Origin of the sequence: Microbacterium sp. RURRCA19A, from assembly GCF_900156455.1 — a bacterium.
GTDB lineage: Bacteria > Actinomycetota > Actinomycetes > Actinomycetales > Microbacteriaceae > Microbacterium.
On record NZ_FTNQ01000002.1, the window covers coordinates 520593 to 543706 of the forward strand.

Genomic DNA, 23114 nt, shown 5'->3' on the forward strand with positions numbered 1-23114 from the left:
TGACGGCCCGGGCTAGGCGACCCCGAACGGGCCGAGCGGACGCTCAGGCCCGCCGGGGGTCGATCATCGTCATACCCGCGGGAGTCGCGGTGTCCATGCGCGGCAGCATCTCGGCGGCCTCGCCGAGCCCCACGACCCGTTCGATCAGGTCCTGCGGACGCAGCGCTCCGCGCGCGATGAGGTCGAGCATCTCGGGGTAGTCCGCGGCCGCCATGCCGTGGCTGCCGAGCAGGTCGAGCTCCCACGCGATGATGCGGGCCATCGGCATCGGCGTCTGGCCGTCGGCGGTGGGCAGCAGGCCGATCTGCACGTGCCGACCGCGCCGGCGCAGGCCCAGCACGGCATCGCGCGCGGTCTGCGCGCTGCCTACGGCGTCGATCGAGACGTGGCTCCCGCCGTCCGTGAGCGCGGACACGGATGCCGGGACATCGACGCCGTCGGCGAGGATCGTGTGCTCCGCGCCGAGACGCCGGGCCACCTCGAGCGCGGCGGGCGTCCGGTCGACGGCGATCACGCGGGCGCCCAGGGCGGCGCCGATCATCACGGCGCTCAACCCCACACCCCCGGCCCCGACGACGGTGACCCATTCGCCGGCCCGCACGCGCGCGCGGCCGGTGAGGGCCCGGAAGGCGGTGGCGAAGCGGCATCCCAGTGCCGCCGCGGCCTCGAAGGACACCCCGTCCGGAACGGCGACGAGGTTGGTGTCGGCCGCCCGCACGACCACGCGCTCGGCGAACGAGCCCCACTGCGTGAAGCCCGGCTGCTCCTGGCGCGGGCAGACCTGCGCGTTGCCGCCGCGGCACCACTCGCACTCGCCGCAGCCCATGACGAAGGGGACCGTGACCCGGTCGCCGAGGTTCCAGTCGTGAACGCCCTCGCCGAGCTCGACGACGACGCCCGCGAACTCGTGCCCGGGGACGTGGGGGAGGGTGACGTCGTCGTGCCCGACCCACGCGTGCCAGTCGCTCTTGCACAGCCCGGTCGCGTGCACCTCGACCACGACCCCGCCCGCCGGCGCGGCCGGTGCGGGCGCCTCCCGCACCTCGAGGGGCTGGGCCAGGGCATCCATGATCATCGCGCGCACGGCATCCATTCTCGCCCGCGCGCGCGGCGGCCTTCTGCTGCGCCCCTAGACTCGACGCGCCCGTGCCCCCGACGCCTTGGAGCTCCCATGAGCCGTTTCGTCATCGACGCCCGTGTCGCCCCGGGCGGACACCGGATCGCCGTCCGGGATGCCGTCGTCGTCGACGACGACGGAGAGGGCGAGGTCGTTCCCGCGGCTCGGGCCCTGCCGGGGTTCGTCGACCTCCACTGCCACGGCGCGCTCGGCTTCGACTTCGGCTCGTGCTCCGTCGACGAGGCGCGCGCCGCGGCCGACTTCCATCTCGAGCGGGGTGCGACCGCGGTCGTGGCGTCGGTGGCGACGGCGCCCCTCGCGGAGATGCGCGCCGCGATCGTGAGGTTGCGGGCTCTCGTCGCGGAGGGCGTGCTCGCCGGCATCCATCTCGAAGGTCCGTACCTGTCCGAGCGGCGTCGCGGGGCACACGCGCCGTCGCTGCTCCGCGTTCCCGAGCGAGCGGAGATCCGCGACCTCCTCGACGCGGGCGAGGGCGCGGTGCGCGTCGTCACGATCGCGCCCGAGCTGCCCGGGGCGATCGACGCGATCCCGGACATCGTCGCGGCGGGCGCGGTCGCCGCCGCCGGCCACACCGACGCCACCGCCGAGGAGATGCGCGCCGCCGTCGAGGCCGGGGTCCGGCTGGTCACGCACGCCTTCAACGGCATGCGGCCCCTGCACCACCGCGACCCGGGTCCCCTCGCCGTCGCGCTGGCCGACGAGCGGGTGGTGCTCGAGCTCATCCTCGACGGTCATCACGTCGCCGACGAGATCGTCGAGCTGGTCCGGCGCCTGGCCCCCGGCCGGCTCGCGCTGGTGTCGGACGCGATGTCGGCCACGGGATGCGCCGACGGCCGGTACGAGGTGGCCGGTTCCGAGGTCGAGGTGGCCGGCGGGATCGCGCGCGCCGTGACCGACGGCTCCCTCGCGGGCAGCACCACGCCGCTCGGCGACGCGGTCGACCGCTTCGTCTCGCTCTTCGCCCCGTCGATCGACGAGGTCGCGGCGGTCTCCTCGCGCACCGCGTCGCGGCTGCTGCGGCTCCCCGACCCGTTGACGCCGGGGGCGTCCGCGGACATCGTGCTCGATCTCGACGGGGGTGAGCGTCGGGTCGTGAAGAACGGGGAGTTTGCGAAATAATGATTGAGCGTGATTGAAAACCGCTTAAACGCGTCGTAAGGTGTCATCACCAGCTCACCCATCGCCGCGATCGCGGCTCGTGCTCACCGAGGAGTTCCCGTGACCTTCAGCCCCCGCGCGACACGCATCGCCGCCGTCGCCCTGACCGGCGTGGCGGCGCTCGCCCTCTCCGCCTGCGGATCGACCGGAACCCCCGCCGCGGGCGGCGACGGCGACGGCGTCGTGACGATCGACTACCTGCACCGGCTTCCCGACGGTGAGGGCATGACCCTCGTGAAGGACATCGTCGCCAAGTGGAACAGCGCTCACCCCGACATCCAGGTCAACGCCACGAAGTTCGACGGCAAATCCACCGAAATGATCCTGAAGCTCGAGACGGATGCCAAGGCGGGAACCGCGCCGTGCCTCGCGCAGGTCGGATACGGCGAGGTGCCGCAGCTCTACACGAAGGGGCTCCTCGCGGACGTCTCGAGCGAGGCCGCGGGCTACGCCGACCACTACTCCACCGGGGCGCTGGCCGGGATGAAGATCGGGAACGCGATCGTCGGCCTGCCGCAGGACGTGGGACCGCTCGTCTACTACTACAACGCCGCGGAATTCCAGCGGCTCGGCATCACCCCGCCGACCACCGCCGCCGACCTCGAGTCCGTCGCGGCCACGGCCACCGCGGCCGGCAAGTACGCCGTGGCGTTCACGCCCGACGAGGCGCAGAACTGGCTCACCGGCCAGGCGGCCGCCTCGGGCGACGTGTGGTTCCGTGCCGCCGATGACCAGTGGAACGTGGACACCACGGGCGCGGGCTCGAAGAAGGTCGCCGCCGTGTGGCAGGACATCCTCGACAAGAAAGAGGCCTTCGTCGGCGGCCGGTGGAGCGACGAGTTCACGAAGGCGCTCGTTGACGGCCAGCTCATCGGTCACATCGGTGCGGCCTGGGAGGCGGGCTTCCTGCTCGACCCGCTCGACGGCACCCCCGCGGCGGGCCAGTGGCGCGTCGCGCAGATCCCCGACTTCGGCGGTGGCGCGATGACCGGCCCCGACGGCGGTTCGGGCGTCGCCGTGATGAAGGGGTGCGCACACCCCGAGCAGGCGATGGAGTTCAACGACTGGCTGAACACCCAGATCGACGACCTCACGTCCCAGGGGCTCGTGGTCGCGGCGAAGGGAACGCCGAAGACCAGCGCGAAGGCCCTCGCGCAGTTCGGTGGCCAGGACGTCGCCGCCGAACTCTCGAAGGCGACCGAGAACCTGAACCCCGACTTCGCCTACATCCCCGGGTTCCCCGCGCTGTCGAGCATGAACGAGGTCGCGGCCGCGGCCGGAGACGGATCCGGCAAGGTGATCGACGTCTTCGACAACGCGCAGACCACGGCGGTGTCCACCCTCGAGGACCTCGGACTGCCCGTCGCGAAGTGATCCCGCCGTCGGCCGGGGGTGAACGCCCCCGGCCGACGGCCCGTTCCGGAAGAGATGTCGATGACCAGCACACTTCCCCGTACCTCCGCCGCCGGGCTCGCGCACCCCGGACCCGCCCCTGCCGCTCGCGTCGTGAAGCCGCGCCGCGGCCGCGCCGCGCGCCGGGCCGCCGTGACCGGATGGGGCTTCCTGGCACCGTTCGCGGTGCTCTTCGTGGCGGTGTTCGTGGTTCCGATCATCGTGTCGATCCGGTCGGCGTTCTTCGTCCAGGCCCCGGCGGAGTCGGGGCTGTACGGCGGCGGCGGCATGGTCGAGCGGTTCGCGGGCTTCGAGAACTTCGGCGCCGCGCTCGCGAACGAACGGTTCTGGGCGGGTCTCGGACGGGTCGTGCTGTACGCGGGTATCCAGATCCCGGTGATGATCGTGCTCGCCCTGGTCCTGGCGCTCCTCCTGGATGCCTTCCTCGTGCGTCGGATCGCGTTCTTCCGCCTGGCCTTCTTCCTCCCCTACGCGATCCCCGGGATCATCGCGGCGATGGTGTGGGTGTACCTGTACACCCCGGCGCTGTCGCCGTTCCTCCGCTACCTGCCGGAGGGCACCGACTTCATGGCGCCGGGGACGGTCCTGCTGTCGATGGCCAACATGACGACGTGGACGTACACCGGCTACAACATGCTGATCTTCCTCGCGGCGCTCTCGGCGATTCCGCGCGAGCTCTACGAGGCCGCGACGATCGACGGGGCGAGCGGCTTCCGCACGGCGTGGTCCATCAAGATCCCCATGGTGCGCGGAGCGGCCCTGCTGGCCGTCCTGCTCTCGATCATCGGCACCATCCAGCTCTTCAACGAGCCCGTGATCCTGGCGACGGTGAACCCCTGGATGGGGGCCGACTACACCCCCATGATGCTGACCTACAACTCTCTCGTCGGCGTGGTCTCGCCGTCCGGTGAGGGTCCGGCATCCGCTCTGTCTCTCCTCATGGCGATCGTCGCGGGCGTCCTCGCCGCGATCTACGCGCTCCTCCAGCGCGGGAAGGCCCAACGATGACCCTCACCTCCCCCCGCCCGGTCGTTGTGGCGGACACCGCGCGGCTCGTCCTTCCCCGGCGCCGACGGCCGCGTCGCGCCGCTGAAGCGGATGCCATCCCCGCGGCGCTGCGGCCCGGACGCACCGCGCGCACGCTCGGCGTGATCGCGCTCGTGGTCGGGTGTCTGTACTTCCTTGTGCCGGTCTTCTGGCTGCTCGTGGCCTCGACGAAGAGCAACGCCGACCTCACCTCGAGCTTCGGCTTCTGGTTCGCCGACTGGAATCTCGGCACCAACTACGACAGCTTGATGCAGTGGACCCAGGGCCTGTTCTGGCGATGGGTGCTCAACTCGGTCGTCTACTCGGCGGTGGCCGGTGCGGTCGGCACGCTTCTCTCCGTCATGGCCGGATACGCGATCGCCAAGTTCGACTTCCCCGGCAAGAAGGTCGCCGTGGGGATCATCCTCGCCGGGCTCCTGCTGCCCATCGCGCTGTTGACGGTGCCGCTGTACCTGGAATTCCACGCGCTCGGCCTGACGAACACCGTCTGGGCCGTCATCATCCCGTCGTCGGTGTCGCCCTTCGGCGTCTTCCTCGGCATCGTGTACGCCCAGAGCTCGGTGCCCGACGAGCTGCTCGAGGCCGCTCGCATCGACGGGGCCAGCGAGGTCCGCACGTTCTTCACGGTGGTCCTGCGCCTCCTCGCGCCGGCGATGGTGACGATCTTCCTCTTCATCTTCGTCGCGACCTGGAACAACTTCCTCCTGCCGCTGCTGATGATCTCGTCGCCCGAACTGAAGCCCGTCACCCTGGGCCTGTACGGGATGATGACCTACTTCGCGCCGGACAAGGGCGCGGTCATGCTCGGAGCCCTGCTCGGTGTGCTTCCGCTGATCGTGCTGTTCTTCGGCCTGCAGCGTTTCTGGCAGTCGGGGCTCGCGGCCGGCGCGGTCAAGGGCTGAGGCCCGCCTCGGGGCTCAGGATGCCGTGGTCCCGGCGCGCGTCACGTCCAGGCCCCGCTCGGCCAGGCGCGCGGCATCGGCGTCGCTGAGGCCGTCGTCGGTGATCAGGGCGTCCACGGCATCGAAACCGCAGATCCGCGCGAACGCGGTCGTCGCGAGTTTCGTGGAGTCGGCCACCACGACGACCCGGCGCGCGGCCTCGACGAGCGCGGCGTTGACCGCGGCCTCGCCCTCGTCGTGCGTGAACAGACCGCGGTCCAGATCGATCGCGCTGACGCCGAGGTAGAGGGTGTCGATCGAGATCGCGGGGAGGATCAGCGACGCCAGCGGGCCGATGAGCTCGTACGATCGCATGCGTGCGGCCCCGCCGAGGACGACGACGCGCAGCTGGGGGCGGACGATGAGGTCGTTGGCGATGTTGATCGCGTTCGTCACCACGGTCAGCGGGGCGTGGCTCAGGGCCTCGTCGGCCGAGGACCGCACGCCCACCTCGTAAGCGGCCATGGTGGTGGTCGTCCCGCCGTTGAAGGCGATGACGCTGCCCGGCTCGATGGAGTCGGCGACGGCGAGGCTGATCGCGCCCTTCTGCCGCCCCTGGCGGACGGTGCGATACCGCAGGGGCACGTCGCCCGACGAGCCGTTGGCGATCGCTCCGCCCCGGGTCCGGGTGACGAGCTGCTGGTCGGCGAGGGCGTCGAGGTCGCGTCGGGCCGTCGCCGGAGACACGTCGAAGCGCTCGAGGACTTCCTCGAGACGGACGCTCCCCCGTTCGACGATGTAGTCCACGAGGTCGGACAGTCGGCGCTCGCGCTCCATCGACATTCCCTCTCGCTGCGGCGGCCTGCGGGCGCGGGCCGTCCGGGTCGCTGGTCAGTCTAGGGGGGCGCCCGACAGCACGCGGAGAAGGCGAGCGGCCTCCACCGACATGGCATCCCGCGCCGGAGCGATGTACTTGCGCGAATCGACCAGCCGGACATCGGATGCCAGGGTCTCGCGCACGCGTCGCGTGAAGACGTTCGTGAGGTGGGTGGAGACGTTGACCTTGGCGATGCCGGAGGCGACCGCGATCTGCAGGTCGCGGTCGGAGACCCCGGACGAACCGTGCAGGACGAGAGGGACCGGGACGGCGTCCCGCAGCCGGGTGATCAACGCGAAATCGAGGGTCGCGCTGCGATCCGTCATGGCGTGCGACGAACCCACCGCGACGGCCAGGGCGTCGACACCCGTCTCGTCGACGAAGCGTTCCGCCTCGTCCGGGTCGGTGCGCACCCCGGGGGCGTGGGCGCCGTCCTTGCCGCCGATCTCCCCCAGCTCCGCCTCGACGATGGCGCCCGCGGCGTGCGCGTAGTCGACGACACGTCGGGTGTTCGCGACGTTCTCGGCATAGGGGAGCTTCGCACCGTCGTACATGACGGATCCGAAGCCGAGGTCCACCGCCTCGAGGGCGAGCTCGACGTCCTCCGCGTGGTCGAGGTGCAGCGCGAGGGGCGCCGAGGACCGCGCGGCGATGGCCGCGGTGGCGCGCGCCAGGGGCTCCAACCCGCCGTGGAACGCGACGCAGTTCTCGGAGATCTGGAGGATCAGCGGAGCGTCGGCCGCCTCGGCCGCGCGGGCGAGACCCTCGGCCGTCTCGAGGTGGACGATGTTGAACGCGCCGATGGCGCTTCGGGTCCGCGCCGCGTGGGAGAGCAGGGCGGCAGTGGGCTCGCAGGGCATTCGGGGTCCTTCAGCTGGAGCGGGTCATCGCACGCGGACGCGCGCGACGAGATCGGGGAGGCGGTCGTCGAGGGTGCCGGCGACGGGGGAGAGGACGGCGGCCGCCGACCACGCGACGGCGGCGGTGGCGACCGCGGTCGCGTCGAGCGGCTCGCCGCGATCGATCCGGGCGGCGACGGAGGCCACGGCCGCGTCGCCGGCGCCGGTCGGGTTGCCGCGCAGGGCGCGGTCCAGGGCGGCGTGGACGGGCGCGCCGGCGGGCGGGACCACGATGAGCCCCTCCTCGCCGAGCGAGACGATCACCATTCCGGCGCCGCTGTGCTGCAGCGCCCGGGCGCCGGCTTCGGGGTCGTCGTATCCGACCGTGCGCTGGAGTTCCGCGCGATTGGGCTTCACGACGTCGGCACCGGCCGCGGCCGCGGCCCACAGTGCGTCGCCGACGAGATCCGCGATCACGGGTACTCCCGCGGCTCGCGCCCCACCGACGAGCGCGCGGACGTGGGCCAGGTCCGCGTCCGGGGGCAGCGAACCCGACACGACGAGGCAGGAGGCCGTGTCGCGCGCCCGGGCCACGGCATCCACGAACGATTCCCATTCGCGGGGGAGGCGCGGGGCGCCCGTCTCGTTCAGCATCGTCACCGCGCCCGTCTCGGGTTCGGCGATGGCGTAGGTCGACCGGATGCCGGTCCGGGTGCGTACCACGACCAGCTCGACGCCGGGGATCCCCGCCGCGCGGAGGTCGTCCGGGACGCTCCCGAGGAGCACGGCCGTGACATCGATGCCCTGCTGCGCGGCCACCCGGGCGACGTTCACGGCCTTGCCGCCGAGTCGTCGCTGCGCCGGGGGGACGCTCTGCGACCCGCCGCGGTCGAGGTCGCGGACCGACAGGGTGAGATCGACCGCGGGATTCGGTGTCGCGGTGACGATCACGCCCGTTCTCCCGCGTCCCGCGCGGCCAGTGCCGCGCCGAGCACGCCCGCGTCCTCGCCGAGCCGGGCCGGGAGGAGGGGGACAGGGCGGAGCCGGTGGTAGTCGTCGAGCCGCTGCTGGAGTGGGACGAACAGGTCGTCTCCCGCCTGCGCGAGACCGCCGCCGACGATGATCGCCTCGGGGGCGAGGAGGGCCGCCACGTGGGACAGCCCGAGTCCCAGGGCGTCGACGGCGTCGTCCCACAACTCCCCCGCGACCGGGTCGCCCTGGCGCGCGCGGCGCAGCACGTCGGCCGAGCCGGAGACCGGGGTGCCCGTGCGGGCCGCGTACCGTCGCGCGAGGGCGGCGGACGAGGCGGTGGCCTCGAGGCATCCGCGGTTGCCGCACACGCACGGCTCGCCGCCGGGGCGGACGACCGCATGGCCGATCTCCCCGGCGTAGCCGCCGGCGGTGTGCGCGACACCCCCGACGAACACGGCCGAGGCGATGCCGGTGCCCACCGTGACGACGGCCACGTCCGTGAGCCCGCGTCCCGCACCCAGGCGCCGCTCGGCCTCGCCCGCGGCCCGGACGTCGTGCACCACCGTCACCGGAAGTGAGAGCTCGTCCGCGGCGAGCCGGGCGAGGGGCGCGTCGCGCCACCCGAGGTTCTCCGAGAACACCGCGTGCCCCGAATCGTCCACCAGTCCCGGGGCGCCGATCCCCACCGACGTCACGGTCGCGAAGCCGGAGAGGGTGCGTAGGCCGTCCGCGGCGGCGCGGAGCACCGCGAGCGCGATGTGCTCCGGCTCCGCCCGCGGCGTGGGGATGCGCAGCACCGGACCCGGCCGCCCCTCGGCGTCGACGAGGGCGAGCTTGATCGCCGTGCCGCCGATGTCGACCGCTGCGACGGCGGGGCCGGGCCCCAGGACGGACGCGGTCATTCCGCGGTGGCGAGGACGACCGAGCGGGTCAGCGATCGCGGGCGGTCGGGGTCCAGGCCCCGGCCGTGAGCGAGGGCGACCGCGAAGCGCTGCGCCACGACGAGCGCGGCGACCGGATCGAGCGGATGCCATACGAACGTCGCACCCGTGCCCGCGACCTCGTCCGCGAGGCCGACGGGCACGGCCCCGAAGGCCCACACCAGACGCCCCGGCTGAGCGATGGCGAGCGGACCGTGGCGGTAGTCCATCGCGGGGTACGACTCGGCCCAGAACTGCGCGGCCTCGCGGGTCTTGAGGGCCGCTTCGTCGGCGAGGCCGACCGTCCAGTCCTGACCCAGGAACGTGACCTGCTCCGCGCCGACGAGGGTGTCGAGGGGGAGGTCGAGGGCCGTCTCGGCATCCGCGATCGCCCGGGTGAGGTCCTCGCCCAGGTGCGCGCGCAGCAGCATCAGCACGGTGGTGGCGAAGCGGGTCTGCACGACGGAGCGCTCATCCGCGAATCCGAGGTCGATGGTCTGATCCGCCGCCTCGGCCCCCGGTGTGGCGGTGACGGCCGTGAGCAGGACCGTCGGCGTGGTCGTGCGCCGCAGGAGATCGATGACCTCGGTGGTGGTTCCCGAGCGCGAGATCGCGATGACGCGGTCGTAGGAGCGGTCGTCGGGGAACTCGGATGCCGCGAACGCATCGGTCCACCCGTGTCCGCCGGCTTCCCGCAGCCGCGCGTAGCTCTGGGCGATGAACCAGCTCGTTCCGCAGCCGACGACCGCGACGCGCTCGCCGCGCGCGGGCAGCGCGGAGGCGAAGCCGGGCGCGAGTTCGGCGACGTGGCGCCAGAGGCGGGGCTGCGAGGCGATCTCTTCTTCGACGAATGTGGCGGTCATGGTGTCCTTCCGATGGAGTGCGCGGGGCGGGTGCGAGCGGGCGTCAGAACGTCTCGATGTACTCCTCGGGCGGGCCGAGTTCGGCCTCCCGGGAGACGACGACCGTTTTCGGGCGACCGACGAGGTCCCACACCGCGACGGTGTTGCGGCCGGCGCGGAACGCCGGGGCGGGGACGTACAGGGTGTGTTGCGGGCCGCGCTCGTCGAGGCGGCCGAGGAAGAGGTCGTTGACCCACACGAGCGCGCGCCGCGCCCCGGGGATGCGCAGATGCGCGTCGGCCGGTGTCTCCACGTCGAGCGTGGCGACGGCCAGTCCCGACCGGTCGGGGCGTCCGTCGGACACGGATGCCAGGGTCTCGGCATCCGTCGCTTCGATGCGGACCTCGCGCAGATCCCAGCCCTGGACCTGTCGACGGTCCACCAGGACGGGGCCGAGCAGTCCCTTGGCCGCGCCGATCAGGGGGCCGTAGTTCACGCGGCCGACGTTCTCCACGAGGATGCTGAGGCGGTGCGTGCCCGGCGGGGTCGAGAGTGTCAGCGTTCCCTCGCCCTCGACGTCGCCGACGGGGATGCCGTCCAGGTAGACGGAGCCGCGATCCGCGACGCGCGTGACGGTGAGGGTCCAGGAATCCTCGCTTGTGCGCACGTCGGCTTCGTACAGGCCGAGCGCGCCCGGCATCCCGGCTTCGTCGAACGACAGCACCGCGCCGGCGGGCACGGCGTCGCCCGCGAGCGATCGGGCCGTGGCGAGGGTTCCGGCCGTGGGGGCGAGCGGCGACTCGCTCGGCGGGAGGAAGGTCGGGACGACCGACTCGATCGTGCGGTCCACGCCGAGCACCGCGCGCAGGGCATGGAACTTCGGGGTGAGCGTGCCGTCCTCCGCGATCGGGGCGTCGGAGTCGTAGCTCGTGACGGTGGGGGCGAGCACGCCGTCCACGACGTTCGCTCCGGCCCAGGTCCCGAAGTTCGTGCCTCCGTGGGCCATGTAGATGCTCACGCTGCCGTGGTCGGCGAGGATGTCCGCGAGCGTACCGGCGGCGCTCTCGGGGGAGCGGACGTGGTGGTTCTCGCCCCAGTGGTCGAACCATCCGCTCCAGTACTCGGCCGCGAAGAACGGCTCTTCCGGGCGGCGGGTCCGGGCGAGGGCGCGGGCGTCCGCGGCGCGGGAGCCGAGGGTGAGGGCGGTGAGGATGCCGTCGACGGCGCCGGCATCGAGCATTCCCGGCGTCGGTCCGTCGGCGGTGTAGATCAGCTCCGTGACCCCGCGCTCCCGCAGCAGGGTCGCGATCGCGGCGACCGCTCGCGGGTCGTCGCCGAAGCTGCCGAATTCGTTCTCCGCCTGGAAGGCGATGATCGGCCCGCCGTGCGCGGCCTGGAGGGGGACGAGTCGGGGCAGAAGCACGTCGAACCACCGTGCGACCTCATCGAGGTAGTCGGGTCGGCCGGTCCGCAGGCCGCGGGCGCCCGCGGTGAACCACACGGGGTAGCCGCCGTTGCTCCACTCGGCGCAGATGTACGGGCCCGGGCGCACGATCGCGTCCAGTCCCGCGGATGCCGCGAGTGACAGGAAGTGCTCGATGTCGCGCCACCCCGAGAAGTCGGGTTCCGCCGCGGCGGACGGCTGGTGGAAGTTCCACGCGACGTAGGTGTCGACCGAGGTCACGCCGAGATCCGCGAGACGCTGCAGGCGGTCCGCCCACTGCCCGGGATGCACCCGGAAGTAGTGCATCGACCCGGCGATCACCCGCGTCGGGAGGCCGTTCCGCCAGAAGCGGTTGCTCGACCAGTAGAGCGTGGGGGCGAGGGTCATGGGCGGTCCGCTTCGATGAGGAGTGATTGTTAGTGATCATTAAAGCCTAAAAAAATCACTTGCGCTAATACCCGGATGCTCAATACCGTGTCGCCATCCGCCATCGGGGCGGATCGGCGCCGTGTGTGCCGACCGAGCAAAGGAGCCGAAACGGTGCTTCATCCCCCTCGTAGGGTTTCCCTCATGGTCGCGACGACGGGCCTCGCCGCCATCGCCGTCGCCGCGCTTTCCGCCACCGGCGCCCAGGCGGCGCTCGTTGGCGGTCCCACCTTCTCCGTCACGGTCGGCACGCCCGCGTCCGGGCCCGCGGCGACGGACACGCCCGCCTATCCCTACATCGACAAGGACGGCACGTACTACCACCAGCAGTCCGCCGCCCTCTACGGCGCCGACGAAGTCCGCAAGTGGGACTTCTACAGCGGTACCAACCTCGAGACCGCGACGCGCTCCACCGCGATCAGCGATGCCGTCAACCCGGCGAACAGCCTCGATCGCAACAACGACACGACCTGGCGGTGCAACAACAGCCCGACAGGTCTCACGGCCACCGACGTCGCGGGTGACTCCTACTCCCAGAAGAACTTCTGCGACCTCGCCGGCGTCTGGGTCGACCCCGACAGCGGCGACTGGTACGGCCTCGTCCACAACGAGTTCACCGGGAGCCCGTTCGGCGACGGCTCGCACTTCGACGCGATCGACTACGCGGTGTCCTCCGACCAGGGCAAGACGTGGACGATCCGCGACCACGCGCTGACCTCGCCCTTCAGCACGACGCGGGGAGACTCCACCGCCTTCCCGAACCAGACGTATTACTACGGCGACGGCGACCAGCGCCTCTTCGTCGATGCCGCCAGCGGCTACTTCTACGTCTATTACGGCTCGCGCGTGATCAACAAGACCGGCGGATGGACGTCGTTCCAGTCGCACGTCGCGCGGGCTCCCATCGCCGACAAGATGGCACCGAGCTCGTGGCGCAAGTGGTACAACGGTGCCTGGACCGAGCCGGGCGTGGGGGGCCGCGAGAGCAGCCTGACCCCCGTGACGTCCTCGGACCAGACCGGCTACCTGCCCACGGCGCTGGAGTACAAGCCGAGCGCGACGGGGACGTCGGCACAGCAGATCGCCGCCGGCACGCTGGCCCCGACCTCGCCCCTGTTCGTGATGGACATCGCGTGGAACGCGTACCTCGGCATGTACATCGGCGAGCCGCAGGCGGTCGACCAGAGCGGGAACGCGCCGCAGCAGTTCTACGGCACCACCGACCTCACGACGCAGAAGTGGACTCTGCTCGGCGACACCGGCTCGTACACGACGTCGAGCTGGTACCGCTTCTTCCTCGATCCCGCGAACAAGACCAGCAACCTGATCGTCGGTAAGGACTTCCGCGCCTACTGCTACATCTCGTGCCAGAGCGGGAGCGGCAGCCAGTACGTACCGGTGTCGATCTCGCCGTCGGCGGGGGCGGATGCTCCGCTCGACGCGTCGAAGACCTATCGCATCGCGGGAGCGGGCGGACGCCTGCTGAGCCAGGATGCCGCGGGGACCACGGCCGTTTCGGTGGCGTCGGGGACGACGTCCGGCACCGAGTGGTACTTCACCCCGGTGGGCGACGGGTCGTACACGATCACCAACGCGACCAGCGGCACCCGCCTGGGGGTCTCGGCGGCGGCGACCTCCACGCGAGCCTGGGGGACCGTGCCCACGACGACGCTGCCCGTCGGTGCGTCCGGCGCGGTCGGCCAGCAGTGGTGGGTGGTGCGTGAGCGCTCGGCGAGCACCAACCAGCCCACCGGTGCCCTGCGCCTCATCAACCGCTACAGCGGCCTCGCGCTCAACCTCACGTCGACGGCCTCCCGCACCGCGGAGACCGCACCCGTGCGGGCCTGGACGGATGCCTCGGGCTCGACCGTCGGCGCCGGCCGCACCGCCGCGCAGCAGGCGTTGACGCTCACCGCGGTGGGGACCGCGCCGGTGTCCGCGGATCTCAGCGGCAACCGCACGATCACCTCCGGCGGCAAGGCCGTGGACGTCCCCGACCACAGCACGACGACCGGGAAGCAGCTCGCTCTGTGGAGCCCGTCCGGCGGCCTGAACCAGTCGTTCGCGTTCACCCGCAACGCAGACGGCAGCTACCAGATCAAGGGGCGCGAGTCGAACCTCTGCCTCGACGTCGCCGACAACTCGACGGCGGCCGGCGGCAAGATCATCCAATGGACCTGCTCCACCAGCGCGAACCAGCGCTGGATCGTCGAGACCGCGGGTGCGGGGTACACGATCCGGTCGGCGTCGTCCGGTCTCCTGCTCTCGGCTGCGAGCGCGACGAACGGAGCCCTGCTCGTGCAGCAGACCCCGGCCGGTGCGGCCGTGCAGGTGTGGTCCATCGGGTGACCGTCACCGAATGATCGAGAGGGGGTGTGCCACAGGACGGCACACCCCCTCTCGCGTTCGCGGATCAGGCCCGGCGTCGCCGCGCCGTCAGCAGTGCGCCCACGGCGAGGGCGAGCAGCCCCACCATCCCCAGCCCGATCGGAAGCTCCGTTCCGGTCGCGGCGAGACCGCCGGTGCGCGGGGTGGTCTCCGAGGTCACCGGGACCGTGCCCGATCCGTCGCCGTTCCCGGTGCCCGTTCCGGGATCCGTGCCGGGGTCCGTGCCCGGATCCGTTCCACCCTCGTCCCCTCGGAGGGTGACCGTCCGCGCGCCCTCGACGTTCCCGGCCACATCGACGGAGCGGTACTGCACGTCGTGGGAGCCGGCATCCGTCACCGTGACCGCCGCCCCGGTGAGCCAGGTCTGCCCGCCGTCCAGCGAGTACTCCGTGCGCTCGACGCCCGAGGTGGCATCCGTCGCCGTGAACGTCGCGGTCCCGGTGCTCGGTACGGTCGCGGCCACCGCGGGCACCGCCAGGGTGCGCAGCGCGTCGGAGGCGGAACCGGTGGTCGCCGTCGTGACCGGTGCGACCGTGTCGATGCGCACGGTCAGCGAGCCGGAGACGTCCTCCTGCTCGACCTCGTCGACGAGAGCGCGGTACGCGACCGTGTGCGCACCGTCGGTGTCGACGGGGAAATCGGTGCCGTCGACCCACTCGCCGTCGTCGATGCGGTGCTGCACGATGACGTCGGCGCCACCGTCGTGCGAGAGCTGGACCGTCACCGGGGCGTCGAACCACCCGGCCGAGTTGGGCTCGGCGCCCAGCATCGGCGTGATCGCGGCGATGCCGCCGGCCTCGGGAACCACGATCTCGGGGATCTTGAGGTACGAACCCGGCGTGGCGAAGGTGAGGCGGAGGCCCGTGGCGAGGACCTTCGTGAAGGACAGGGTCGTCTCGGTCCCGTTGGTCACCGTCGGGGCGCCTCCGGTGGGCTCCACCGGCTTCCATTCACCCGCCGGGGTGCGGTACTCCGCCGTGACGCCGGTCACCGTGCCCTCGGTGTTGGTGAACGACACGCTGTCGAGGCGGTGGATCTCCATCGTCTCGACAGTGAAGGTCGCGGTGTCCTGGAATCCCGCGTCCGTCCAGGTCGACCACTGCGTGTTCTGCTTGCCGTCGCACGCGTTCCCGGCGGGCATCGTGGCCCACTTCGTCTGGTGGAAGGATGCCGACACCATGGCGTCGCCCCCGCGGCAGACGTTCGGCACCGAGGCGTTCCCCCACACGTCGACCTCGGCGATCGACTGCCACGTGTTCGCCTCGCTGGTCAGCCGCAGCCGCAGTGCGCTGGAGGCCGGGAGCGAACGCGCGTCGAGGACGGCGACGGGCGCGGGGCTCGAGGCATCCTGAGCGAGTGTCGCGCCGACCTCGGTGTCGACCCACGCGCCGGACCCATCGCGGTACTGCGCCTGGATCCGCGAGGGCCAGGTCGCCGTGGGGCCGTCCTTATAGGTGTGCACGACGATCGAGTCGAACGTGCGGACCGTGCCCCAATCGAACGCGAGCCAGCTGTCACGCGGGTATCCGTTGCCGGTCCAGTCGTCCCATCCCTTGCCCGTGGGGTTGCCGTCGACGATCGTGCCGACGAGGGTGTTGCGGCTGGATGCCGTGACCGTCGCCTCGGGGGCGATGTCGGCGAGACCGGGAGAGGTCACGGTGATGGTGCGCTGGAAGGTGCGCCCGGCGGTGAAGTGGGCGTCGGCGGCCAGGGTGCCGGTCACGGTCTGCGGTCCGAGGACGCTCGTGTCCAGCGTCGACCAGGTCACGGCCACCGGTCCGACCGTGCCGTCCGAGTCGACGTTCACCGTCGCGGGTAGGTTCGGGGCGGTTCCGCGCCGGACGGTCTCGGGCACCGCGTTCGGGGTGAGCGACCAGGTGCCGTGGCCGAAGCCCTTGTCGTCCCAGTAGGAGGTGTCCCAGCCGTCGCCGTAGCGCGCGGGGTCCTCGGCGGCGGGGTTGTGCATCTCGAGACGACCGTTCTCGCCGATCGTCAGGGGCAGCCAGACGTAGGTCGAGTCCGACTGACCCTCGTTCCACCGGTCGCCCATGTAGACGAACTTGCCCGGCTCGATCTCGAACACGTTCGTCGTCTGCGAGCCGAAGGTCGACCGGTTCGTGTCGCCGACCGAGAGCAGCCCGTCGCCGCCGTCGGGGATGCTCGCGTAGTTCACGGTCTCGTTCGCGTCGCCCGCCTGGACACCGCGGACCCAGGTGCCCATCAGGCTCTTCGCGGTGTAGTAGGTCTGCGGGTTGGGGGCCCAGCCGGTCGCGCCCGAGGCGAGCACGGTGTACGTGCCGTCGCGTTCGAAGATGGCGGGCGCTTCGAGGTGGCCGCACTCCTTCACGATCTGGAAGTCCTCGCCGCGCACCGGGGCCCCGGCGCTGCCGTCGGCGAACACGTACGGGAATCGGCCGTCCTCCGAGTACTGGTGCACGTCGAGGGTGTCGCGATCGGTCGTGTGGGTGACGTTCGTGTACGTGTCGTCGAGCTCGGCGACGTACAGCGAGTAGTTCTCCTCCGACGAGTACGAGATGTAGGCCTTGCCGTCGTCGTCCTGGAACACGGTCATGTCGCGCGCCTGGCCCGGCACGGCGTAGGGGGTGCAGGCCTGATAGTCCGTCCGGTTCGGCATCCGGAACGCGCCGACCATGCGGAAGGGTCCGGCCGGCGAATCCGAGACGGCCACGGCCGCCATCGAACGCGCGTACGTGCTGCCGCCGGGCTCGGTACGGCCGTCGGCGTGCCACCACATGACCCACTGCCCGGTCTTGTCGTTGTGCAGCACCTTGGGGCGTTCGAAGATCGCGGTGTAGTCCGCCGACCGCTGCGAGTTCAGGTGGTACGCGAGGGCGTCGATCTTCTCGTTGCGAGGCTGACCGTTGTCGTCGACGGTGTCGTACAGGTTCTCGAAGTACGGCGTCAGCAGATCGTCACGGGTCGTGATGCTGCGGAGCGCGTCGCCGAGGTTGGTCCAGTTCATGGCATCCGTCGACCGGTAGACCGCGACCCCGGGGCTGTTCCAGTAGCCGTTCGTGCGGTCTTCGCCGTACCAGTAGTAGACGGTCTGCCCGTTCTCCTGGGTCGTGACGATCTGCCCGCCGTGCGCCTGGATGTGGCGCCCGTCGGTGTCGTACCACTTCGGCTGGAAGTAGTCGGCGGCGCCGAGCCCGGGGTCGGCGAGGGGCTCGAAGGACGTGTACGTGACCGGGGGATCCACCCGCGGCACCCCGTCATTCGGGTCGGTGTCGAGGGCGACGGCGGAGAGAGGGGATGCCAGCGCTCCGGCCAGCACGGCTACCGTGGCGGCCGCGAGGAGTCGGCGGGGGGAGAGGGCGCGTCGATGCGTCATCGCGTCGGTTCCGTTCCGCGTCGCGACGTCGCGACGCATGGGCGACCCAGGGTCGCGAGGGGATGTTGACGTCAACACCGTAGGGTGCGAGGCGCCCGCGCGTCCACTGTTCGATCACATGCCGTTTACGGAATGCAGTCGAGGCGGCGGCATCCACCCGCTCACCGCGGCTCGCCGCCGCCGCCGTCCCGTGCCGCTCCGTCGTGCGGAGTTCGTGGGGGACACGCCGATCGGGGATGCCGCCTGTCCGTGTGTCGCGGCCGTTCTCCGCGGGGCGGTACAGCCGCACCCGCCGCAGGACGGTGCAGCCGCACCCGACGCCGCAGGGCGAAGCGCCGGCGGGAACCCGCCCGGCCTCAGAGCGCGTCGACCACCCGTGACGCGAGACCCGCGTAGGTCGCCGGGGTGAGCGCGAGCAGGCGCTCCTTCGCGGCATCCCCGATGTCGAGACCGCGGACGAACTCGGCGAGCTCGGGGCCGCCGACCCGGCGTCCGCGCGTGAGGTCCTTCAGCAGCGCGTACGGGTCGGTGATCTTCGAGCGGCCCGCGGCGATCTCGGCGCGCACCACGGTCTGGATCGCCTCGGCGAGCACCTCCCAGTTCGCGTCGAGGTCGGCGAGGAGCACGTTCTCGGCGAGCGAGATCTCGGTGAGACCGCGCTGCAGGTTGTCGAGCGCGAGCAGCGAGTGGCCGAGGGCGACGCCGATGTTGCGCTGCGTCGTGGAGTCGGTGAGGTCGCGCTGCATCCGGCTCGTGACGAGCGTGGATGCCAGCGTGGAGAACAGTCCGCCGGCGATCTCGAGGTTCGCCTCGGCGTTCTCGAACCGGATCGGGTTGATCTTGTGCGGCATCGTCGACGAGCCGGTCGCCCCCGCGACGGGGATCTGCGTGAAGTACCCGAGCGAGATGTACGTCCAGATGTCGGTGGCGAGGTTGTGCAGGATGCCACCCGCGTGCCGCGCGCGGTCGTACAGCTCGACCTGCCAGTCGTGCGACTCGATCTGCGTCGTGACCGGGTTGAACTCCAGGCCCAGCGACTCGATGAACGTGCGCGTGAGCTCGGGCCAGTCGACGTCGGGCTCGGCGGCGACGTGCGCCGACCAGGTTCCCGTGGCACCGGAGAACTTCGCGAGGTACTCCCCGGCATCCAGCTGACGGATGACGCGCTCCAGGCGCCACGCGAAGACGCCGATCTCCTTGCCCATCGTGGTGGGCGTCGCGGGCTGGCCGTGCGTGCGGGAGAGCATCGCGGCATCCCGGTGCTCGACGGCCAGCTCGGCGAGGGCGGCGGTGACGGCACGGAGCTTCGGGAGCCACACGCGCTGCACCGCGCGCTGCACCGTGAGGGCGTAGGCAGTGGAGTTGATGTCCTCGCTCGTGCACGCGAAGTGCGTGAGCTCGGCGAGGGCGGTGAGGCCCAGGCTGTCGAGACGGTCGCGCACGAGGTACTCGACGGCCTTGACGTCGTGGCGGGTGACCGCCTCTTTCTCTTTCAGCCAGGCGATCTCGTCGGCGCCGAAGTCCTCGTACAGCGCGCGCAGACGCGCGCGGTCGGCGTCCGAGACGGGCGAGGTGCCGAAGAGCGACCGGTCGGTGAGGGCCAGGAGCCACTCGACCTCGACCTCGACGCGGGCGCGGTTCAGGCCCGCCTCCGACAGGTAGTCGCCGAGCTCCGAGACGGTGGCGAAATAGCGACCGTCGAGCGGGCTGAGGGGCTGCGGGGGCAGAGCGGACACGGGTCTCCCGGGGGTCGCGCGAAGAAGTCAGCCCGCGGAACGGATGGCGGGCTCGAGCTGCCGGAACAGGGCTCGGCTGGCGCGTTCGATCATACCGAGCACCTCGTCGAACATCGGAGGGCCGGCGTAGTAGGGGTCGGGGACGTCGAGGGTCTCGGCATCCGGGAGGAAGGACAGCAGCAGCGCGATCTTGTCGGCGTCGTCGTCGTGACGGGCCCAGCCGCGCAGTACGCGCTCGTGGCTGCGGTCGAGGGCGACGACGAGGTCGTTGTGCGCGAAGTCGGCGAACGTGAACTGTCGCGCGCGGTGCGCGGCACCGTCGTAGCCGAGACGTTCGAGGGCGGCGAGGGTCCGGTGGTCGGCGCGCTCGCCGACGTGCCAGTCTCCCGTGCCGGCCGAGGTCGAGACGACGCGGGAACCGAGGCCCGCCTCTTCCGCCATACGTCGGAACACCACGTCGGCCATCGGCGACCGGCAGATGTTGCCGCTGCAGACGAAGACGACGCGGAAGGGCGCGTCGGCACTCGCGGTCATCCCTCCATCATGGCGGGGACCGGGCGCGAGCGCATCAGCGGCGTGCGCGCTCCTCGTTCCGCGGACGCAGGAGGCCGCCGAGGATCGCGTTGATGATGCCGATCAGCAGCGCCGCGACGACGGTGAGCCAGAACTCGCCGGTGCGCAGCCCCCAGTCCCAGTTGGCGGTGATCACGGCGGTGAGCCACAGCAGGAAGCCGTTGATCACGAGCGAGATGAGCCCGAGCGTGAGGATGTAGAGGGGGAAGGCGACGATCTTCACGACCGTGCCGACGATGGTGTTGACCAGGGCGAAGATCAGCCCGACCAGCAGCAGGGTGAGCGCCACCTGCAGTCCCTCGCCGGGGGCGAAGGGGATGAGCGTCACCTGCAGGGCCGGGAGCAGGGTGACGATCCAGATGGCGAAGGCGTTGACGGCCACGCGGACGACGAAGCGCATGAGGCCATCGTGGCACGGGGGTCTGACATGCGCACGAGGGTCGCGGTTAGGCTCGCGATGTGAGTGAAGAGCCGGTCCTCCCCCGTATCCGTCCCGAGATCGCCGCGTTGCCCGCGTACCGGCAGGGCAAGCAGGCGAGCCCCGACGCGTTCAAGCTGTCGAGCAACGAGAACCCGTTCGGTCCTCTTCCGGGGGTGGTCGAGGCCGTTCAGGCCGCGACGTCGATCAATCGGTACCCGGATGCCACGGCCGCCCGGCTGCGTGCACGCCTCGGCGCGCGCTACGGGGTGTCGCCCGACGAGGTGCACATCGGCGCGGGCAGCGTGTCGCTGCTCGCGCAGCTGCTCTCGGCGGCGGCGGGCCCCGGTGACGAGGTCGTCTACGCGTGGCGCTCGTTCGAGGCGTACCCGTCGCTCGTCGCAGTCACCGGTGCGACCAGCGTGCAGGTGCCGCTCACGGCGGACGCGCGTCACGATCTTCCGGCGATGGCGGCCGCCGTCACCGACCGCACGCGCGTGATCGTGGTGTGCAGCCCCAACAATCCCACCGGTCCCACGGTCGGCTTCGATGAGTTCGCCGCTTTCGTCGAGGCGGTGCCCTCGGACGTGCTCGTGCTGCTTGACGAGGCGTACGCCGAGTTCGTCACCGACCCGGACGCTGTCGAGGGGCACCGCGTGCGCGCGCTGCTCGCACGTCCCAACATCGTCGTGCTGCGCACGTTCTCGAAGGCGTACGGCCTCGCGGGCCTGCGCGTCGGTTACGCGATCGGGCACACGCGCGTGCTCGATGCGGCCCGCAGCACCGCGATCCCGCTGGCCGTCACGGCGGCGGCCGAGGAGGCGGCCTTGGCGAGCCTGGATGCCGAGAGCGAGCTGCTGCACCGTGTCGCCGTCCTCGCCGAGCGGCGCGACCGCCTGGCCGCCGGCCTCCGCGCGAGCGGCTGGGACGTGCCCCAGGCGCAGGGCAACTTCGTGTGGCTCCCCGCGGGCGAGCGTGCGCTGGAGATCGCCGCGGTGTTCGAGGAGGCCGGGCTCATCGTGCGACCGTTCGCCGGCGACGGGGTCCGCATCTCGGTCGGCGAGGAGGAGTCGATCGACCGCGTGATCGAGGTCGCCGCCTCCGTCGTCCCGCGCTGAGACCGCCGGTGACCGAGTCGTCGGCCGTCGGCATCCGGGATGCCGCGACCACCCCCGTCATCCCCGGGTTCTTCCCCGACCCCTCGGTGTGCCGCGTGGGCGAGGACTATTACCTGGTCAACTCGTCGTTCGAGTACGCGCCCGGCATCCCGATCCACCTCAGTCGTGACCTGCGGACGTGGACGCAGCTCGGGAACGTGCTGACGCGCGAGAGCCAGTTCCCGGCCGGGGAGTCGGGGGCGAGTAGGGGGATCTACGCACCCACGATCCGCCACCTCGACGGCACGTTCTTCGTCGTCGGCACGAACGTCGAGCACGGCGGCGAGCAGTTCGTCGTCGCGGCCGCGGATCCCGCCGGGCCCTGGTCGGAGCCGATCGTGTTCCCGGGACTGGGCGGCATCGACCCCGACCTGACGTGGGACGAGGACGACCGATGCTTTCTCACCTACTGCGCCCTCGACGAGACGCTGCGGCCCGCGGGCGGCACACTGCCGGTGATCGCGCAGGTGCGCGTCGACCTCGAGCGCGGCATCCGTCTCGAAGAGCCGCGGGTGATCTGGCGGGGGAGCGGCCTCGCGCACCCCGAGGGCCCGCACCTGTACCGGCGCGGGGAGTGGTGGTACCTGCTCACCGCCGAAGGCGGCACCGAGCGCGGACACGCGGTGTGCGTGGCGCGGTCGCGGGCGATCGACGGTCCGTTCGAGCCGGCGCCGTCGAACCCGATCTTCAGCCGTCGCAGCACCGGCCACCCCGTGCAGAACACCGGGCACGCCGACCTCGTCGAGCGCCCCGACGGGGAGTGGGCGATGGTGTACCTCGGCGTCCGTCCGCGCGGTTTCACCCCGGGGTTCCACGTCGTGGGTCGCGAGACCTTCCTCGCCCGCATCGCCTGGGTCGACGACTGGCCGGTGGTGCACACCGACGTCGAGCTGCCCGCCCGGCCCGACATCGCGTTCGTCGATGACTTCTCCGCCCCGGTGCTGCACCCGCGGTGGGTGTCGCCCGGCGCGGCGCTCGCCGCGTTCGCGCGTCCCAATCCCGACGGCGGGCTCCAGCTCGATCGTCGGGATGCCGTGAACGGTGCGCCCGCAGCGCTGTCGGTGCGTGTGCGCGATCTGCGCTGGCGATACGAGGCGCGCGTCGACACCTCGGCGGGTGTGGCCCTGCGGGTCCGACTCGATGAGCGGCACTGGTGCGAGGTCGCGCTCGAGGGCGGCGCGGCCGAGGTGCGGGCGCGCATCGGTCCGCTCGAGGCATCCCCGGGTTCCGCCCGCGCGGTCGGCGACGCCGTGACGCTCGTCGTCGAGGCGACGGATGCCACCCACGACGGCCCCGACGACCTGCGGTTCGGCCTGGTCGACGCGGACGGCGAGCGGTGGATCGCATCGCTCGACGGCCGCTACCTCTCCACAGAGGTCGCGGGCGGGTTCACCGGCCGCACCCTCGGGCTGCGCGCCCTCGGGTCGACGCCGGCGCGGGTCGTGAGCGTGCGCTACGTGCCGCTCGGCGAGGAATGACCCCGCGCCTTGTCGGAATCCAACGCCGGATAGCGGCATCCGTTGTGCACCTCAT

At 71.6% G+C, this 23114-nt stretch carries 18 protein-coding genes; 7 read left to right on the forward strand and 11 right to left on the reverse strand.

All coding sequences use genetic code 11. From position 1 onward, the window contains the following. Window positions 1-43: 43 nt before the first annotated feature. Window positions 44-1084 carry an alcohol dehydrogenase catalytic domain-containing protein gene (locus BW982_RS10390; protein WP_076493665.1) on the reverse strand — a complete coding sequence of 347 codons (1041 nt, stop codon included), beginning with the start codon at window positions 1082-1084 and terminating at the stop codon, window positions 44-46. A gap of 87 nt (window positions 1085-1171) precedes the next feature. On the opposite strand from BW982_RS10390, the gene BW982_RS10395 reads away from it, so the two are divergent. The 4 genes from BW982_RS10395 to BW982_RS10410 all read left to right on the forward strand — a co-directional run bounded on the left by BW982_RS10395 (window position 1172) and on the right by BW982_RS10410 (window position 5658). Beyond that, the gene (locus BW982_RS10395) at window positions 1172-2257 is read left to right on the forward strand and encodes an N-acetylglucosamine-6-phosphate deacetylase (RefSeq protein WP_076492978.1); all 1086 of its coding nucleotides are present in this window, start codon (window positions 1172-1174) and stop codon (window positions 2255-2257) included. Between the two features lie 99 nt (window positions 2258-2356). Next, window positions 2357-3670, forward strand: a complete 1314-nt coding sequence (locus BW982_RS10400) for an ABC transporter substrate-binding protein (protein WP_139327410.1) — start codon at window positions 2357-2359, stop codon at window positions 3668-3670. Window positions 3671-3730: 60 nt separating this feature from the next. After that, the gene (locus BW982_RS10405; protein ID WP_083696677.1) at window positions 3731-4717 is read left to right on the forward strand and encodes a carbohydrate ABC transporter permease; all 987 of its coding nucleotides are present in this window, start codon (window positions 3731-3733) and stop codon (window positions 4715-4717) included. Then, window positions 4714-5658, forward strand: a complete 945-nt coding sequence (locus tag BW982_RS10410; protein ID WP_083696635.1) for a carbohydrate ABC transporter permease — start codon at window positions 4714-4716, stop codon at window positions 5656-5658. Before BW982_RS10405 ends, BW982_RS10410 begins: the two co-directional genes overlap by 4 nt. Window positions 5659-5673: 15 nt before the next feature. On the opposite strand, the gene BW982_RS10415 is transcribed toward BW982_RS10410, so the two are convergent. From BW982_RS10415 to BW982_RS10440, 6 genes are read right to left on the reverse strand one after another with little or no spacing between them, the layout of a single operon-like run. Beyond that, window positions 5674-6474 (reverse strand): DeoR/GlpR family DNA-binding transcription regulator, encoded by an 801-nt coding sequence (locus BW982_RS10415; protein WP_076492980.1) that lies wholly within the window; start codon window positions 6472-6474, stop codon window positions 5674-5676. Between the two features lie 54 nt (window positions 6475-6528). Continuing rightward, window positions 6529-7374 (reverse strand): class II fructose-bisphosphate aldolase, encoded by an 846-nt coding sequence (locus BW982_RS10420; RefSeq protein ID WP_076492982.1) that lies wholly within the window; start codon window positions 7372-7374, stop codon window positions 6529-6531. 24 nt (window positions 7375-7398) lie between these two features. Further along, on the reverse strand, window positions 7399-8304 hold the full coding sequence (locus tag BW982_RS10425; protein ID WP_076492984.1) for a 1-phosphofructokinase family hexose kinase: 906 nt from the start codon (window positions 8302-8304) through the stop codon (window positions 7399-7401). After that, entirely contained in the window at window positions 8301-9227 is a 927-nt protein-coding gene (locus BW982_RS10430; protein WP_076492986.1) for an ROK family protein, read from the reverse strand. The genes BW982_RS10425 and BW982_RS10430 overlap by 4 nt, the downstream gene beginning before the upstream one ends. Beyond that, window positions 9224-10108: an SIS domain-containing protein gene (locus tag BW982_RS10435; RefSeq protein WP_076492987.1), complete on the reverse strand. Its 885-nt coding sequence runs from the start codon at window positions 10106-10108 to the stop codon at window positions 9224-9226. Before BW982_RS10435 ends, BW982_RS10430 begins: the two co-directional genes overlap by 4 nt. Before the next feature lie 43 nt (window positions 10109-10151). Next, entirely contained in the window at window positions 10152-11918 is a 1767-nt protein-coding gene (locus BW982_RS10440; protein ID WP_076492990.1) for a beta-galactosidase, read from the reverse strand. 183 nt (window positions 11919-12101) lie between these two features. On the opposite strand from BW982_RS10440, the gene BW982_RS10445 reads away from it, so the two are divergent. After that, complete coding sequence (locus BW982_RS10445) at window positions 12102-14306, forward strand: RICIN domain-containing protein (protein ID WP_076492992.1); 2205 nt, start codon at window positions 12102-12104, stop codon at window positions 14304-14306. Between the two features lie 64 nt (window positions 14307-14370). On the opposite strand, the gene BW982_RS10450 is transcribed toward BW982_RS10445, so the two are convergent. The 4 genes from BW982_RS10450 to BW982_RS10465 form a co-directional block, all read right to left on the reverse strand. Continuing rightward, entirely contained in the window at window positions 14371-17736 is a 3366-nt protein-coding gene (locus BW982_RS10450; protein ID WP_254845575.1) for an OmpL47-type beta-barrel domain-containing protein, read from the reverse strand. Between the two features lie 317 nt (window positions 17737-18053). Then, window positions 18054-19433 (reverse strand): adenylosuccinate lyase, encoded by a 1380-nt coding sequence (gene purB, locus BW982_RS10455; protein ID WP_076492994.1) that lies wholly within the window; start codon window positions 19431-19433, stop codon window positions 18054-18056. A gap of 27 nt (window positions 19434-19460) precedes the next feature. Continuing rightward, window positions 19461-19967, reverse strand: a complete 507-nt coding sequence (locus tag BW982_RS10460) for a low molecular weight protein-tyrosine-phosphatase (protein ID WP_076492996.1) — start codon at window positions 19965-19967, stop codon at window positions 19461-19463. Window positions 19968-20001: 34 nt separating this feature from the next. Further along, window positions 20002-20406 carry a phage holin family protein gene (locus BW982_RS10465; protein WP_076492997.1) on the reverse strand — a complete coding sequence of 135 codons (405 nt, stop codon included), beginning with the start codon at window positions 20404-20406 and terminating at the stop codon, window positions 20002-20004. A 59-nt stretch (window positions 20407-20465) separates the two neighbouring features. Between BW982_RS10465 and BW982_RS10470 the strand changes: the two genes are divergently transcribed. Then, window positions 20466-21542: a histidinol-phosphate transaminase gene (locus BW982_RS10470; RefSeq protein ID WP_076492999.1), complete on the forward strand. Its 1077-nt coding sequence runs from the start codon at window positions 20466-20468 to the stop codon at window positions 21540-21542. An 8-nt stretch (window positions 21543-21550) separates the two neighbouring features. After that, entirely contained in the window at window positions 21551-23059 is a 1509-nt protein-coding gene (locus BW982_RS10475) for a glycoside hydrolase family 43 protein (protein WP_217693678.1), read from the forward strand. Window positions 23060-23114 lie beyond the last annotated feature (55 nt).

What these genes read in the sequence shown, in the direction of transcription:
- BW982_RS10395 (WP_076492978.1), top strand. Translation starts at nt 1,172, where the DNA reads ATGAGCCGTTTCGTCATCGACGCCCGTGTCGCCCCGGGCGGACACCGG.
- BW982_RS10405 (WP_083696677.1), top strand. Translation starts at nt 3,731, where the DNA reads ATGACCAGCACACTTCCCCGTACCTCCGCCGCCGGGCTCGCGCACCCC.
- BW982_RS10410 (WP_083696635.1), top strand. Translation starts at nt 4,714, where the DNA reads ATGACCCTCACCTCCCCCCGCCCGGTCGTTGTGGCGGACACCGCGCGG.
- BW982_RS10415 (WP_076492980.1), bottom strand. Translation starts at nt 6,474, where the DNA reads ATGGAGCGCGAGCGCCGACTGTCCGACCTCGTGGACTACATCGTCGAA.
- BW982_RS10420 (WP_076492982.1), bottom strand. Translation starts at nt 7,374, where the DNA reads ATGCCCTGCGAGCCCACTGCCGCCCTGCTCTCCCACGCGGCGCGGACC.
- BW982_RS10430 (WP_076492986.1), bottom strand. Translation starts at nt 9,227, where the DNA reads ATGACCGCGTCCGTCCTGGGGCCCGGCCCCGCCGTCGCAGCGGTCGAC.
- BW982_RS10435 (WP_076492987.1), bottom strand. Translation starts at nt 10,108, where the DNA reads ATGACCGCCACATTCGTCGAAGAAGAGATCGCCTCGCAGCCCCGCCTC.
- BW982_RS10440 (WP_076492990.1), bottom strand. Translation starts at nt 11,918, where the DNA reads ATGACCCTCGCCCCCACGCTCTACTGGTCGAGCAACCGCTTCTGGCGG.
- BW982_RS10445 (WP_076492992.1), top strand. Translation starts at nt 12,102, where the DNA reads ATGGTCGCGACGACGGGCCTCGCCGCCATCGCCGTCGCCGCGCTTTCC.
- BW982_RS10450 (WP_254845575.1), bottom strand. Translation starts at nt 17,736, where the DNA reads ATGCGTCGCGACGTCGCGACGCGGAACGGAACCGACGCGATGACGCAT.
- BW982_RS10460 (WP_076492996.1), bottom strand. Translation starts at nt 19,967, where the DNA reads ATGACCGCGAGTGCCGACGCGCCCTTCCGCGTCGTCTTCGTCTGCAGC.
- BW982_RS10465 (WP_076492997.1), bottom strand. Translation starts at nt 20,406, where the DNA reads ATGCGCTTCGTCGTCCGCGTGGCCGTCAACGCCTTCGCCATCTGGATC.